Consider the following 13,921-nt stretch of genomic DNA (forward strand, 5'->3'; position numbering starts at 1 on the left):
CACCCTGCTCAGACTCGACCCAAAAGCCCCTGCGCCGGCCTGACCCTCTACGCGGTCCTCCGCGAACTCCAGGCCCTCCTGGCCACCTGGACCGGTGCCTGCTCGATATGCGGCCGACCCGCACCAACCCCCGAACCCCACCACAGGACCTAACAAAGCCCTAATAGGCGTGGGTCCTGGAAGTTCTGGGAGCGGTGAAACGGCTGGGGTGGAGTATGGTCGACCAGGCCCGGCGGTTCCCATGCAAGTGGGCCCGGTGGTGCACACCCCCGGTGGGGACGTCCCTCACATCACGCTGGGCCACACCACATCGAGGATCGCCTTTGACTCCGCACTCCCTGGCGTTCTACGTGGACGTCGTCATCACCGGCACCATGCTCGGCGTGGGCCCTGCGGATTCTCCCGACCATGTCACCAAGGTCCTTGGGCCAGACTTCGGTGAGAACACCTTCGGCGATTGCAGCATGTGCCGTGACTACGGCCTCGCCGAGTTCTACTGGGACCGTGCTTCCGCCGACCACCCCTGGTCGGGACACCACTTCACCCTGCAGGTGCACAGGCTTGCGTACCGGGACCGCACCCTCGTCAACGACGCGCTTCGCGCCCGGTACGGGCGGTTCACTCCCAGGCTTCGGTTCGAAAAGCTGAAAGGCCTACTGGAGCGGCGCGGCGTCCCCCTGTTGGAGATCCCAGAAATCCCGGCGAACGCCCCGTATTTCCGTACTTTCTGGCAGCCCGATTCCCAAGTGGCCGTCTCCGTCATAGGCACCTACGGCGAGTACAGCACGCCAGACAATCTGCGGGTCGGCGACGTGTACAGCGTCCAGACCCCGATGGCTGCCGAGGAAGTGGAGTGGCGGAGGGCGCGGGTCGGGTAGCACAGGGGCGGGCGGGGGCTTGCCAATTTCGCGCAATTTCCTGGAGTCCTGTCCAATTGCGCAGCTTGAGCCACGACAGCAGGACTCGTTTTCGGAGGAGTTGGAAGCCGGCCCGGCCGAACATTTGGCGCTTGAGCAACTTAAAAGTTACGTGGAATCTGCCGGGGTGATCATGTCTCTCCGGTGCAACCACGGACTGGGGAGATGTGTTGAGCGGCACGACGGTGCTGATGGAGAAGTGGCCGGTGCTCGGCCGGCACGAGCAGGCGGCGACCTGGCTGACGATCTGGACGGATCTCGGCCGTGCGCCCCGCACGATCGATGCCTACGCCCGCGGGCTGGCCGAGTACCTGCTGATGTGCGAACGGGAGAACGTCGACCCGGTCACCGCGAACCGCGCACATGTGGCCGTCTACGTAAGGGAATTGACCTCTCGGCCTCAACGTCGAGGGGCCAATGTGGTCTCGATCGACTCGGGGCAGGACTGGCCAACGCCACCATCCAGCAGCGCCTGGTGCCGGTCCGCCTGTTTTACGACTTCCTCATGGAGGAAGGCCTGCGGGAGTCGAACCAGGTCGGCCGGGGCCGCTACACCCCGGGGGGCCAGAGGGGCGGGCAGCAGCGCGGGCTGGTGCCGCGGCTGACGAAGCTGCCGTGGATCCCCAGTGAACAGCAGTGGCTGGGGATCCTGCAGGTCGTGCGGGAGGAGTCAGTCCGTAACCGGGTGATGCTGGCCCTGGCCTACGATGCCGCGCTGCGGCGAGAGGAGCTGTGCTCACTTCGGACGGATGACCTCGATCCGGCCCACCGGACGCTGAGGGTGCGGGCGGAGACGACGAAGAACCGGTTGGAGCGGGTGGTGCCGTACTCGGCGTCGACCGGCGTGCTGATGTCGGCCTGCCTCGCCCATCGGGCCACGGTCAGCCGGGCCAGGGGCCGCTGTTCTTTTCGGAGTCCCGGCGCAACCACGGGCAGCCGCTGGCCCTGTGGACCTGGTCGAAGGTGGTCCGCCGGATCGCCCTGGAGGCCGGTGTCCCGAGGTTCTCGACCCACACCACCCGTCACCTGTGTCTGACCGATCTGGCCCGGATGGGCTGGGAGTTGCACGCGATCGCGACCTTCGCTGGCCATCGCAACACCGATTCCACGCTCCAGTACATCCACCTGTCCGGCCGGGACCGGGCCGACAAGCTGGCCCGCGGCATGGACCACATACATGCCTGGCGCATACAGATGCTCACGTCTGCGGACGGCACGACGGCGGAGGTGTCGAGGTGACCGCACCACTGCCGGCCGTCGCTGCCGAAGACGGGGCCGGACGCTGGTCCTGGCCGATCTCCCCGCCCCGCGACGACGCAGCGGTGGCAGTGCGACCTGCTGAGGCCAGGGCCGTGGCCGACCTGGGCGTGCGCAATCTGCGGCGGCTGCAGTACCACGACCCGTCCGCGCCGGGCCGGCGCGTGATCACGCGGCTGCTTGGTCCGTTGGAGGCGGTCAACGCCGCACTGGACTCCCCGCCCACCCCGCACCGCCGACGGGCCATGCTCGACGTGGTCGCGGTGCTGCTGACGCGGTGCGCGGAGACCGGCAGGACCTTCTGGGGCTGGACCGAGACGGAATGGTTTCACCTGCTCGGCCGCACTCAGGCCGAGTTCCGCAGGCACGCGCCCACCTGGGTAGGCGACGAAGTCCGCCCCTATCTCGCGGCGCACGCCTACCTGCTCGGTGGCTTCAACGAGTTTCACCGGCTCGGCAGCTTCCAGCGGCTCACTCTGGCATGGCGGATCTTCGGACGCGACCGCGTCAACGGCGAGGTCGCACGACTTCGTACGGTCCTGGTCGCCTGGGGCTACCGGCTCGGCCGGGACGAGGACACCCTGCTGCCGATGGTGGCCTGTCAGCTGTTCCTGCTGAACCGCAGCCCGCATCTTGAGGATCTGGACACGGCACTGTTCGACCGGGTGCGCCGCGACGGGCTGCTGGAGGGCAGCCGGCTGAACACCCTGCACGCGATGCAGAAGCGGCCGCAGTCCGGACATGCAGCCCCGGCCGCGCGGCCTCTCGCCATCACCTCGACCGTGCCGAACGCGGCCGTGACCGCCTCGACATCCACCTCGTCGATCCCGTCGAACACCAGCGAGTCCCAGAACGATGTACCAGCCTGCATGAACAGCACCATCACCGTCCACAGCCGACCACGGCATCGACCGACAAGCACCTGAGGGAGCGTCAATTCCCGCTGTGAGACGACAAGGCGTGCGCCGTCTCACACGAGCCAGTCCCTCGCAATCGAACATCGAGGTAATGCACCGCGACGGCTTCCCAAGATCTGTGCCAGAACCGAGATTTGAAGTCGCTCGCTTGCGCGGAGATGGCCTTGGTGAAGGTGCGGCCTGATCCGGGGACCCTCATCAGCGCAGGTCGCATGGTCTCCGGAACGGCCGTCACCCCTCTTCGCATAGGGTGGCCTCGCCGGAACGTTCCGCTGGACTAGGAGTTCCGGGACCCGCACGGCGGGCGGTGGTCGAAGCGAGGAGTGGCTGTGGGGGGCGTGGCGGTCGGGGCGCGGTCGGAACAGGACGGTCCGGGTGAGGGGCCCGAGGAGCCGACGGGGAAGACGAGGAGGTGGGGGAGGGCCGGAAGGTCCGGGAAGGCGCAGCGGCCGTTCTGGAAGGAACTGCCCCTGCTCATCGTGGTCGCGCTGGTGCTGGCGCTGCTGATCAAGTCTTTCCTGGTGCAGGCGTTCTCGATCCCCTCGGAGTCGATGCAGAACACACTGCAACCGGGTGACCGGGTCCTGGTCGACAAGCTGACCCCGTGGTTCGGCTCGAAGCCCGAGCGCGGCGAGGTCGTCGTCTTCCACGACCCGGGGCACTGGATGAAGGACGAGCCGACGCCCGAGCCCAACGTGGTACAGAAGGCGCTGAGCTTCATCGGGCTGATGCCGTCCGCCAACGAGAAGGACCTCATCAAGCGGGTCGTGGGCGTCGCCGGTGACACCGTCGAGTGCAAAGGCACCGGCCCGCTGAAGGTCAACGGAAAGCCGCTGAAGGAGCCCTACGTCTTCCCCGGCAACACCCCGTGCAGCACGAACTTGAGCCAGTTCAAGGTCACGGTGCCCAAGGACCGGCTGTGGGTGATGGGTGACCACCGGCAGGACTCGCAGGACTCCCGCTACCACCAGGACGAGGACGACAAGGGCTTCGTCCCCGTGGACAACGTGGTGGGCCGCGCCATCGTCATCGCCTGGCCCGTCGACCGCTGGGACACCCTCTCCGTCCCCGCCACCTTCGGCCAGAAGGGCATCGGCAAGGCGGCCGCCACCGCCCCCACTGCGGTGGCCTTCGCTGGCGCCGTCCCCCTGGTGCTGGTGCGCCGGCGCCTGCTTTCCCGCCGCAAGTCCGGCGGCACGAAACGGAACTGACCGATCCCCATGGTGCGTCAATGGATCATTGACGTCCTGTTCGGGGAGGACGTAGCCTGCGGCGCGGTTCCGATCAGCTCCACCGCACCCCCGACAGGCCGACACGGTGGGCGCGGCGTATCGCCGCGTACAGCTCGGCCCTGCTCGCCGATATGCGCATCCGGGCTCCTAATACTCCAGCCGGACTTCTTCATTCGTGCTGGTCAACGGCTTGGGCGTGGGGAGTGTAGCGGGTTGGAATCGGGGGTGGGGCTGTCTTTGCCGGGTGGTCCCACGAAGGTGTGACCGCGCCGTGTGTAGTGGCAGCGGCGGGCGCGTGCTTGGTGGCGGCGACGCCAGTGGGACCACGTCATCGCGTGGTCGCGGTCCGGAGCGCGACGGTGGGGTCCAACTGCCAGCAGACGTCGAATCTCGGCCGGTGTGAGGTCCACGAGGTCGGGTGTGTCCCGCTCACTGCCCCCTTTTCTCGTTTTTCTCGTTCCTGGCTGGCCAGGACGGCGAGGAAGGCATGCGCGAGCATGGCGAGTGTGATGTGCCGGTACCAGCCCACGTAGCGGCGGACTTCGTACTGGTCCAGGCCGCATTCGTTCTTCGCGCTCTGGAAGGATTCCTCGACCTTCCAGCGGCAGCCGGCGATGCGTACGAGGTCGGCGACGGTGGCTTCCAGGGGTGCGCTGGCGAGGTAGTAGGCGATTTCGTCGGGCTTTGTGATGCTGCGGCGGGCCAGCATCCAGCGTTGCCGGGTGGGTTCGTCGCCGTCGAATTCCCGCACGGCGGGCAGGCGGGCTGCGGCCCAGTCGTAGATACGCTCGCCCTTCGCGCCGCTTCCTGCGGACAGCCGCTGCCAGGCTTCAAGCGGGGCCTGGCCGATGAGGTGGTCGATGCGCGGGCCGTGGACCTGCTGGGACTTCGGGACGGCCACGACGTAGGAGAGCTGGTGGTCTTCGAGGAAGCGGCGGAAGTGGGAGTCCTGGCCGTAGGCGGAGTCCGCGGTGACCCAGCCGATGGGCAGGGGTGAGGCGAGGGCCCGCAGGATGATGGTCCTCGCCAGTTCGCCCTTGGTGGCGAAGACGCGGTCGTCGGGGACACGGGCGGCCCGACAGCGTTCGCGGTCGTCGGTCCAGGACTTGGGCAGGTAGAGCTCGCGGTCGACCAGGGTGTGGCCGCGGGTGGTGGCGTAGGCGGCGAAGACCCCGATCTGGCAATTCTCGGTGCGGCCTGCGGTGCCGGAGTACTGGCGCTGGACACCGGCGGAGGTGGTGCCCTTCTTCACGAGTTGGGTCGGGGACGGGACGCCGTGCACCTTCTCGGGTGTCGGTTTTCCCATCCCCGCCCGCCGAACCGGACGTGCCCGTTGGCCGAGCATCCGGCTCTCCACACGATTCGATAGATCAGGCGAGGTATTCACTGACCTGTCCGACAAAGGCCACATCGTCGTGGCTGGTCCGGCGGAAGCGAGCCCCGCGTGGATTGACCTCGTCGATGTTGTAAGGCGTGCTGATCTGCGCTCCGCGGAAGCGGTAGCGTTCTACCTTCATCTTCGCCGGGTTGTAGAGAACGATCCCGCCCTCTGCGATGCTATCCGCCGCAAAATATCGGCGCCGCATTTGTTTCCAGGTCGTGCGGGGGTGCTTGCGGCGAATCCAGAGATTCATCCTCCGCCACGCGTACCAGCCGAGGTACGAGAACGTCTTCTTCGAGACGCCGTAGCGGAAATAGGCAGCCCAGCCCCGAAGGACCGGGTTGACCGCCCGCAGCACCTCCTCCAACGAGAGCGAGGTCATGCCACGCCCCGTCAACTTCTTGATCTTGTGCATCACCGATGCCAAAGCCTGCTTGGACGGAATGGTGAGCACAACACGGCGACCGCCGCCCCAGAGCCTGCGCTGGATGTGGAAGCCCAGGAAGACGAACCCGTCGTCGATGTGTGTGATGTGGGTCTTCTCGTCCGAAAGAGTCATATTCAGCCTGTTGGCCAGCAGCACACCGATCTCCGCCTTCAGTGCTTCAGCCTCTTCCCTCGTGCCGTTCACAAGCACCACGAAGTCATCGGCATAACGCACCAGCCGGAAGTTCGGCAGCCCCTTGCGACGCCGATTCTGCCGACGCCAGGCCGGGGTCATCTCGGTGTCCCAGATCCGTGAGAAATACCGGTCCAGGACGGAGAGATAGACGTTGGCCAACAGCGGCGAGGCGACTCCTCCTTGCGGAGTTCCGGTGAGGGACTCCGCGAATCCACCCTGCAATTCGACAACTCCGGCCCGCAGAAACGCGCTGACCAGCCGCAGAACCTTGCGGTCCTTGACACGCTCGGCCACCAGGTCCATCAGGACGTGGTGATCGACGTTGTCGAAGCAAGCCTTGATGTCGCCCTCGATGACCCACTCGTAGTTCGACGGCTTGCTGGTGAAGTGGTGGATCTCGGCGATGGCATCCTGAGCCCGACGACCAGGCCGATACCCGTAACTGGACGGATAGAAATCGACCTCGAAGATCGGCTCCAGGACCAGCTTGAGCGCCATCTGCGCCACCCGGTCGCGCAGAGTCGGGATACCCAAGTAACGAACCTTTCCGTTCTTCTTGGGAATCACCGCCTGCTTGACCGGAAGCGCCGTGAAGGACCCGTCCTTGAGTGAAGAACGAAGCTCCTCCAGGAACGGAATCAATCCATGACGTTCCTCGACGTGATAACGGGTGACCCCATCCACGCCCGCTGTTCTGGCACCCCGGTTGCCGGAAACCCGTTCCCAGGCCACCAACAGCGTGGCCCGATCACAGATCAAGTTGAATACATCATCGAACCGACGATCCAGTTCGTTCCGTGCCCATCGGTGCAGCTTGATCTGGTGATCGAGTACCCGTCGCTCGGCCGTCATACTGCCCGGCCAAGTTGTTGTCGACGGCGCGTCGTTATTCAACAACGTTCCTCCCCGACAGCAGTCCTGCTGCTATCACGCTGTCGCCCTTTCCCGTGTGACCGGCTTTCCCAGCCTCTGAGTACTACGGCGACTCCGCCACGACCTGGCGTCATCAGCGGGCATTGCGCCTGCCCGCCGCCCGGCCGGCTGCCGGACGGGGAGGGCGATGCCAGATCGTTTCCCACGTTCACTGAGGATCTCTGCGACGGCTTCGGTGCCCGGCTTTACCCCGGCAGCATCGCCACGGACCGCATATCGCAGGATTGGTCCGGGCCTCCCGACGTGCCACAGGCTAAGGACGTCGAGAGAGGAGAGGCCACCGGATAGAGCACTCTCCAGCACTGCGGCACGGTCCATCCACCAGATTCGGCAGACCGCTGACGACTCACGGGGCTTCAACCACCGGTTCAGTTTCCTTACACCCATTCCGTCTTCGCTTGCGGGCACGAACCATCTGGTGGTGTCGGTTCGCCCCTACGTTGTCGAGGCCGCTTCCAGCTTCACCCCCAACCCAGGGCTCCGCCTGCCTCCAGCTTCAACCGGTCACTGCGATGACCAGCGGCGGATTCTCCCTCCCGCTCGATTCCTCAGCGCCTCGTGGCGCACAGCCTGTGTCGTCAATGATCAGCACGCCGTTGTCCGCGCCGAGGTGCTCGGCGACGTAGGCGTGCAGGTCGTCGCGGACCTCGTCGGCCTCCCAGCGGCTCCGGGAGAGCAGGTGCTGCAGCCCGTCGGGGGTGGCGTGGCCGGCGTATTCGGCGAGCTGCCAGCCGTTCTTGCGGCCCACCGGGCCAAGAAGCCCACGGACGTAGTCTCGCATCCGTCGCCGGGATTCCACGCGGGCAAAACGTCCTCCGATCCGCAAGAGCAGCTCAGCAAGTCCCTCTTCCCACAGGCCCGTTGGTACATCGCTCATGCGAGCGGGCTGCCCGGAACGCTGCCACTACACACGGCGCGGTCACACCTTCGTGGGACGGCTCGGCAAAGGCCGCCTCACCCCCCATTCCAGCCCGCTACACTCCCCACGCCCAAGCCGTTGACCAGCACGAATGAAGAAGTCCGGCTGGAGTACTAGATCGCAGCGCGGTTGACGCCCTTGCTCGGACTGGTTCGCATACCGTCGCGAATTCGCATCTGATGCAATTGGCGGCGAACGGACCGAAGAACTGGAGGCCGCTCGCGCCGCCAACGGCGAGCTGACACGGGCCCTGAACCAACGCGCGTGAGCCAGCGTGTCACGGCCGCCCGGACGAGCACACGGGATCTGCGAAGGCTTCCCCGGCGGGAGACCGAGTCTGGGGATCGGGGCCTGCCCTCATCAGGCGGTGACCTGGGGCTGGTCCGGACTGAGGTAGTACACGGCGGTCTGTTCGGTGTGAGGGGCAAGCAGGCCCTGCAGCTCGTGCGCGGCGGCCTTGAGGAGGTGGCCGTCACGGGTGGCGTGGAGGGTTTCGAGGACGAAGGCGATGTGGGTGGAGTCTTCTGTGACGCGGGTGCGGTGGGCGTCGCGGTGGTTCCAGTGGCGGGTCAGGACGCCAGTGGTGTCCGTGTAGATGATCTCACCGGGCTTCGGGTTCTCGACGGTGTCGGGTTCGCCGAGCGGGGTGAACTCCTCGGTGCCGTCCGCGTAGCGGATGTCGACGTCACCGGTGACGTGGTCCAGGTCGAAGGCGCCGGCGGGCAGCCCGTGCTGGACGGAGACGGCGTTGTAGGAGTCGACGGCCGGATTGATGCGTGGCAGGGTCCCCTTCTTCGAGAAGCGGCGGCCGAGCGCGTCGACGCTGGGGCGGATGCGGCGGGGGTTGGTACCGAAGGACCGGTAGGCGGTGTGCCACGCTTCGATCCTCGTGTCGGTCTCGTCGGCGGGCTGCCAGGTGCCGTCGGTGAGCTGCTGCTCCAGGTCTTGAAGGGCGGCGGTGGTGTCGGGCCAGGGTTCACGGCCGCGCAGGCCGCTGGCGGTGACCACGGCGATGAGGGCGTCGGGGAAGGTGTCGGCGACGGCGGGGGCGATACGGAAGGCGGTCATGGGCGGGGCTCCGTTCCTCGGTGCGGGCGTGCGGGCGTGGAGGTTAGGGCTTCCAGGGGCCGATGCGGTCCAGGCGGCGGCGCTGCTGCTGTGCGGTGGGCACGTCGAGGCCCTGCCCGCGTTCGGTGAGACGGGCGGCGACGTTGGCACGCTGTTCGACGGGCTTGTGGTCGTCGTACTTGAACTTCGTCCGCACGTCGGCGACCTGAAGGCGTAGGCCGCGGATGCCGGACAGCATCCGGCCGTAGGGCGGCTGGTCGACGGCGACCGGGGCGTGGTCGCCGTCGGGCTGGAAGCGGGCGAGCTGGCGGCGCAGCAATTCGGCCTTGGCCTCGGGGTCGTCGACCAGGTGGGCGCGGCAGGTGAACTGCACGGCCGCGTAGTAGCTGGTGGGCACGCCGTCGGTTGGCGGGATGCCGGGCTTGGCGCGCCAGGGGCCGGGGACAAAGGCGTAGTCGCCGATGACGGTGAAGGTGACGTTCGGGTCGTGCTCGATCGCCTTCCAGACCGGGTTGGGGCGGGCGAGGTGGATCAGCAGGTCGCCGTTGTCGTTGGTGAAGTGGGTGGGTACCACGACGGGCGGCTGGCCGTGCAGGCCGTTGACGCTCAGCTGGCCGAAGTCGTGGCCTGCAGCGATCCAGGTCTGCCATTCGGCCTCGTCCAGGCCGGTGTCCCAGGGCTGGATGAACATGCTGCTCTCCTTGCGCGATCGATGGGGTGGACTGCTTCTCAGGTCAGGGCGAGGAGGCTGACGGCGACGGCGGCGGTGCCGAGCCCGACCAGCTGGCCGCGGTGGATGCGCTCGGCGAGCACGCTGCGGGCGAGAAGAACCGTGCCCGCGGGGTAGAGGGCGGTGATGACGGCGACGACGGCGAGGTCCCCGCTACGGGCGGCCACGAGGAACAGCAGGTTCGCCACCGAGTCCAGCACGCCCGCGGCGGCCGACACCGCGTAGGCGGGCCGCTCGGGGCCCAGCCTGCGGAACATCAGCCCGGCCGCGGCCAGGGTGATGACCGAGGAGACCGTCCGGCCCACGATCAGCGGGGCCACCCCGCTGTCGGAGGGTGCCTGGTGCAAGAAGATCAGCTGGAGGGCGATGGCGGCGCCGGCACCAAGGGCCAGCAGCAGCGCCGTACGGGAGGGCCGCGCCGACAACCCGATGCCGTGACCGGCGCTGACCACCACTACCGCGGCCAGCGCGAGCGGCAGACCCACCAGTCCGGCGATGCCCAGGTGTTCGCCCTGCAGTAGGCCGACGCCGACGGGAAGCATGGCGGACATCAGCGCGGTCACGGGCGAGAGCACGTTCATCGGGCCGATTGCCAGGGTGCGGTAGAGCAGGGCGAACGCGGCGGCCGAGGCGACTCCGGACGCGGTACCCCAGCCGAGGGCGCTGGCACTGAACGAGGCGCCGAGTACGGGCCACAGCATCAGCTCGACCGCAAGAGAAGCCGGGGCGGCGATCATCACGGTGCGCAGGACGTGGGCCTTACGGGCGGCGAGGCCGCCGAGGAAGTCGGCGCACCCGTAGGCGAGTGAGCTGCCCAGGGCCAGCAGCAGAGCGATCACGGTACATCCCTTACTATTCAATGGAACGACTAAACCGTACAACAGACCGACCGCTTTGTGTCAACCAAACGACCGCACGGTGCATTCCAGTGGTCCACCTGTAAGGATGTGATCGGATGACCGAGACAGACGCAGCCCTGCGGGCGCTCGCGCACAACGTCAGGGCGGCCCGCACCCGCGCCGGCCTGTCCCTGGACGAACTCGGCCGACGCGCCAAGGTCAGCAAGGGCGCCCTGGTCGCACTGGAGAAGGCGCAGGGAAACCCGAACTTCGCGACCCTGGTCCGGCTGGCCGACGCCCTCGGCGTTTCCGTGTCCGCCCTCATGGAAGGGCGGGCCGAGGGCCGCGTCCGTGTCGTGACCGCCGACGACGTGGTGCCGCTGTGGACCGGCGAACAAGGCAGCGAAGCCCGGCTCATGCTGACGACATCGGGCCCGGCCCCGACCGAGGTCTGGCGCTGGCAACTCCAACCGGGCGAGGAATACCCCAGCCACCCCCACCAGGCCGGGGTCGTCGAAACCGTCAGCGTCACCTCCGGCCGGATGGTCCTGGTCGTCGACTGCACCGAGCACGCCGTCGAAGCCGGGCAGACCGCTACCTTCGACGGCGACGCCCCCCATGCCTACCGCGGCATCGGCACCGAAACCTGCCACCTGATCATGACCGTCCACCTGCCGCCCGGCCCCGCCTCCACGACCTGACTCCCGCAGCGCAGGTCGGTCGGTAAGTCGTGCGAACGACCCCGGCCTTGTGGATCACCTGAACCGGCGATAGCGCCACACCTGTTGCGCTTGCTACTGTCACCCGAAATCGCGCTGAGCTGCGGAAAGTCTTTTTGACCCGCCTCGCGCCACAGCGGTTCCCCTGGAGAACTTGGGAAGGTCGTACGTGGGCACGAATAGTACACGTGTTCGAATTTCAATTGCGAGGGCATGTCGAGCGCAGCTCCGGCTTCGTCCATACGCGGGACGATGCCCCTGTGGATCTCATTGGGATGAGCGAGCGTGAGTACTTCCTCGACGTCGCCAAGCGGCCAGGCGTGTTCGTCGAACGGACGACACTCAGGGGCCTGTTTGGCTTCCTCTAGGGCTATCACCAGTACTCTCTGAGGGGGCGTTTAGATTGGGCGACTTGCCTCTTATGCCCTAGTAGGTTCCTCGCCAGGTTGGCGTGATCTCGTCCGTTATGCGCTTGGCGAGATTGTCGATCGAAGCGAGGTGGATCACGGCTTCGGAGCTGGCGGAGAGGGTCTCGTAGTCACGGACAAGGTGTCGGTGCATCATGATCCAACCGATATTCCGCTCCACCACCCAGCGCCTTTTCAGGACGTGAAAGCCGCGAGTTCCGGGGTTCTTGTCGACGACTTCGGCATCGATTCCTAGCATCGCGCCGTGTTCGACGACGGCCTTCTTGAAGCCGGTGTCGACCCAGCTCTTGGCGATGGTTGGGTAGGTGTTTTTCGCCTGGTCGAGGAGGCGTATCCCCAGGGCGTTTTCGGAGAGGCTGGCGGCGGTGACGGTCACGGCGAGGATCAGACCGATCGTGTCGGTGAGGATGCCTCGCTTCCGGCCCACGATCTTCATCGCGACATCGGTTCCCTGGCTGGTCGCGGGCATGTTGGTGGAGGTTTTGCTGCTCTGGGCGTCGATGGCGGAGGCCGTCGGATCGGGCTTGCGGCCTTCCTTCGCGCGGGCCAGGGCGGTGAGGTCGTAATTGAGCCGGGCGAAGATTCCCTCGTCGCGCCAGGCGGCGTAGTGGAATTAGACGGTGCCCTGGCCAGGAAAGTCATGCGGGAGGTATTTCCAGGGGATTCCGGTGCGGTTCAGATAGAGAATCGCGTCGAACACATCGTAGAGTTCGACCTTCGCCGGCTGACCGGTTGGGCGGCGGTCGAGCCGGGCTTTCCGCCAGGCCGTCAGAGTCGGCTCGATCAAGGCCCACCGGGCGTCGGACAGGCCGCTGGGGTACGGCTTGCGCTGGCTCACGCTGTCCCGTCTTCACGGATGGCGCGGAATGGATTGTTCCGCTGGTCATCGGGCGGTTCTGCCGCATTTTCAAACCAGACGGACTTCCGGTAGCAGAAATTCGCGAAACGGACTACGAGGTTCACCCGTCAAGGGGAGATGGAGTCCGCATAACGGCTGTAATCATTATGAACTGAGGCGGCGATAGAAGCCGCTTTTCGGAACAGAGGTACGTAAACGCCCTCTCAGGGGACGGTTCGTGAGCTGATATCCGTTTCTGGGTGAGGTTGGGGCAAGGCTGCGCGTCCCGGGGCTTCGGCCGGCTACTGCTTCCTGGCGAAGCCGCTGGCGTCGGCTTTGGCGAGGACGTCGAATCTGCCTGAGCGCCCGTCCGCATAGGATGCGCTCCACGAACTGGTCGTACGGGTGAGGGGTTGGGGACTGAAGGTGTTTAGGGGCAGGAAAAAGGAGGGCGGGCTGCCGAGGATCCCGCGGAGCGTGGATCCACGGCGAGCCCGTGCCCTGCCGGTTCCGGCCGGGGCGCAGGCCGACGCGCGCATGTTCATGCTGGGTGGTGACACCCTCCGGGCGCTCAAGGTGATCGTGGACACGACGGGCTACGACCTACGCCAGGCCCGGGACATCGTGTATGCGCTGGTCTACGACATCGAGGTGCCGAGAGGAAACTGAGCCGAGGCGCGACGCACGCGGATCCGGATGTCCTCCGTGATCGTCGAGGTGAGGCTTGGGCCAGGTGATCAGAGGACGGTTCGTGAGCTGATATCCGTTTCTGGGTGAGGTTGGGGCAAGGCTGCTGGTCGCGGAGCTTCCGTCGGCTACTGCTTCCTGATGAAGCTGCCAGCGTCGACCTCGGTAAGGACGTTGAGCTTGACGAGGCGTTTCAGCTTGGCGCGGGCGGCTTCGATGTTCTTCGGCAACAGTTCGTGGTCGAGGGCTTGGCAGACGTCGCGAGCCCGGAGGGGGGCCGGTGGCCTCGTTGAAGACGGTGAGGATGCGGGGGTAGTCCGGGTGCTCGGGCAGGTCTGGCGAGGCCGACTGGACCGGGAGGCGGTCAGCGAGAGCAGTGATGGTCTTCCTGGTGATCGCGAGGTGCTCGAGATGGGTCTCAGCCTTCCGCAGTC

Annotated in this window: 13 protein-coding genes and 2 pseudogenes; 8 read left to right on the plus strand and 7 right to left on the minus strand. The window is 66.6% G+C overall.

Features of this window, described 5'->3' with window-relative positions:
- Positions 1-323: 323 nt before the first annotated feature.
- From ACIPEK_RS41435 to lepB, 6 genes are all read left to right on the plus strand, one after another.
- Positions 324-878 (plus strand): hypothetical protein, encoded by a 555-nt coding sequence (locus ACIPEK_RS41435; protein ID WP_402007409.1) that lies wholly within the window; start codon positions 324-326, stop codon positions 876-878.
- A 209-nt stretch (positions 879-1,087) separates the two neighbouring features.
- Positions 1,088-1,522, plus strand: coding sequence for a hypothetical protein (locus tag ACIPEK_RS41440; protein ID WP_402007465.1), 435 nt, complete (start codon positions 1,088-1,090; stop codon positions 1,520-1,522).
- An 83-nt stretch (positions 1,523-1,605) separates the two neighbouring features.
- Positions 1,606-1,953, plus strand: coding sequence for a tyrosine-type recombinase/integrase (locus tag ACIPEK_RS41445; RefSeq protein ID WP_402007461.1), 348 nt, complete (start codon positions 1,606-1,608; stop codon positions 1,951-1,953).
- The gene (locus tag ACIPEK_RS41450) at positions 1,863-2,156 is read left to right on the plus strand and encodes a tyrosine-type recombinase/integrase (RefSeq protein ID WP_402007463.1); all 294 of its coding nucleotides are present in this window, start codon (positions 1,863-1,865) and stop codon (positions 2,154-2,156) included. The genes ACIPEK_RS41445 and ACIPEK_RS41450 overlap by 91 nt, the downstream gene beginning before the upstream one ends.
- Positions 2,153-3,100, plus strand: coding sequence for a hypothetical protein (locus ACIPEK_RS41455; protein ID WP_402007411.1), 948 nt, complete (start codon positions 2,153-2,155; stop codon positions 3,098-3,100). Before ACIPEK_RS41450 ends, ACIPEK_RS41455 begins: the two co-directional genes overlap by 4 nt.
- A gap of 320 nt (positions 3,101-3,420) precedes the next feature.
- Entirely contained in the window at positions 3,421-4,302 is an 882-nt protein-coding gene (lepB, locus tag ACIPEK_RS41460) for a signal peptidase I (protein WP_402007413.1), read from the plus strand.
- Positions 4,303-4,651: 349 nt separating this feature from the next.
- Here lepB and ACIPEK_RS41465 read toward each other — a convergent pair.
- The 6 genes and pseudogenes from ACIPEK_RS41465 to ACIPEK_RS41490 form a co-directional block, all read right to left on the minus strand.
- Positions 4,652-5,812: pseudogene (locus tag ACIPEK_RS41465) on the minus strand (IS701 family transposase); the annotation flags it as partial.
- Positions 5,694-7,220, minus strand: a complete 1,527-nt coding sequence (gene ltrA / locus ACIPEK_RS41470) for a group II intron reverse transcriptase/maturase (protein ID WP_402007415.1) — start codon at positions 7,218-7,220, stop codon at positions 5,694-5,696. The gene ltrA and the pseudogene ACIPEK_RS41465, both read right to left, overlap by 119 nt.
- A gap of 535 nt (positions 7,221-7,755) precedes the next feature.
- Positions 7,756-8,136, minus strand: a complete 381-nt coding sequence (locus tag ACIPEK_RS41475; RefSeq protein ID WP_402007417.1) for a transposase — start codon at positions 8,134-8,136, stop codon at positions 7,756-7,758.
- A gap of 402 nt (positions 8,137-8,538) precedes the next feature.
- Positions 8,539-9,246 carry a B3/4 domain-containing protein gene (locus ACIPEK_RS41480; protein ID WP_402007419.1) on the minus strand — a complete coding sequence of 236 codons (708 nt, stop codon included), beginning with the start codon at positions 9,244-9,246 and terminating at the stop codon, positions 8,539-8,541.
- Between the two features lie 43 nt (positions 9,247-9,289).
- Entirely contained in the window at positions 9,290-9,937 is a 648-nt protein-coding gene (locus ACIPEK_RS41485; protein WP_402007421.1) for an FMN-binding negative transcriptional regulator, read from the minus strand.
- A gap of 38 nt (positions 9,938-9,975) precedes the next feature.
- Positions 9,976-10,815, minus strand: a complete 840-nt coding sequence (locus tag ACIPEK_RS41490; protein WP_402007423.1) for an EamA family transporter — start codon at positions 10,813-10,815, stop codon at positions 9,976-9,978.
- 116 nt (positions 10,816-10,931) lie between these two features.
- Here ACIPEK_RS41490 and ACIPEK_RS41495 point away from each other — a divergent pair, with 116 nt between their 5' ends.
- Positions 10,932-11,516 (plus strand): helix-turn-helix domain-containing protein, encoded by a 585-nt coding sequence (locus ACIPEK_RS41495; protein ID WP_402007425.1) that lies wholly within the window; start codon positions 10,932-10,934, stop codon positions 11,514-11,516.
- A 444-nt stretch (positions 11,517-11,960) separates the two neighbouring features.
- On the opposite strand, the pseudogene ACIPEK_RS41500 reads toward ACIPEK_RS41495, so the two are convergent.
- A pseudogene (locus ACIPEK_RS41500) lies at positions 11,961-12,800 on the minus strand (IS5 family transposase).
- Between the two features lie 477 nt (positions 12,801-13,277).
- On the opposite strand from ACIPEK_RS41500, the gene ACIPEK_RS41505 reads away from it, so the two are divergent.
- Entirely contained in the window at positions 13,278-13,469 is a 192-nt protein-coding gene (locus ACIPEK_RS41505) for a hypothetical protein (RefSeq protein WP_383081969.1), read from the plus strand.
- Positions 13,470-13,921 lie beyond the last annotated feature (452 nt).

The organism is Streptomyces sp. NPDC088246, assembly GCF_044741025.1.
GTDB lineage: Bacteria > Actinomycetota > Actinomycetes > Streptomycetales > Streptomycetaceae > Streptomyces.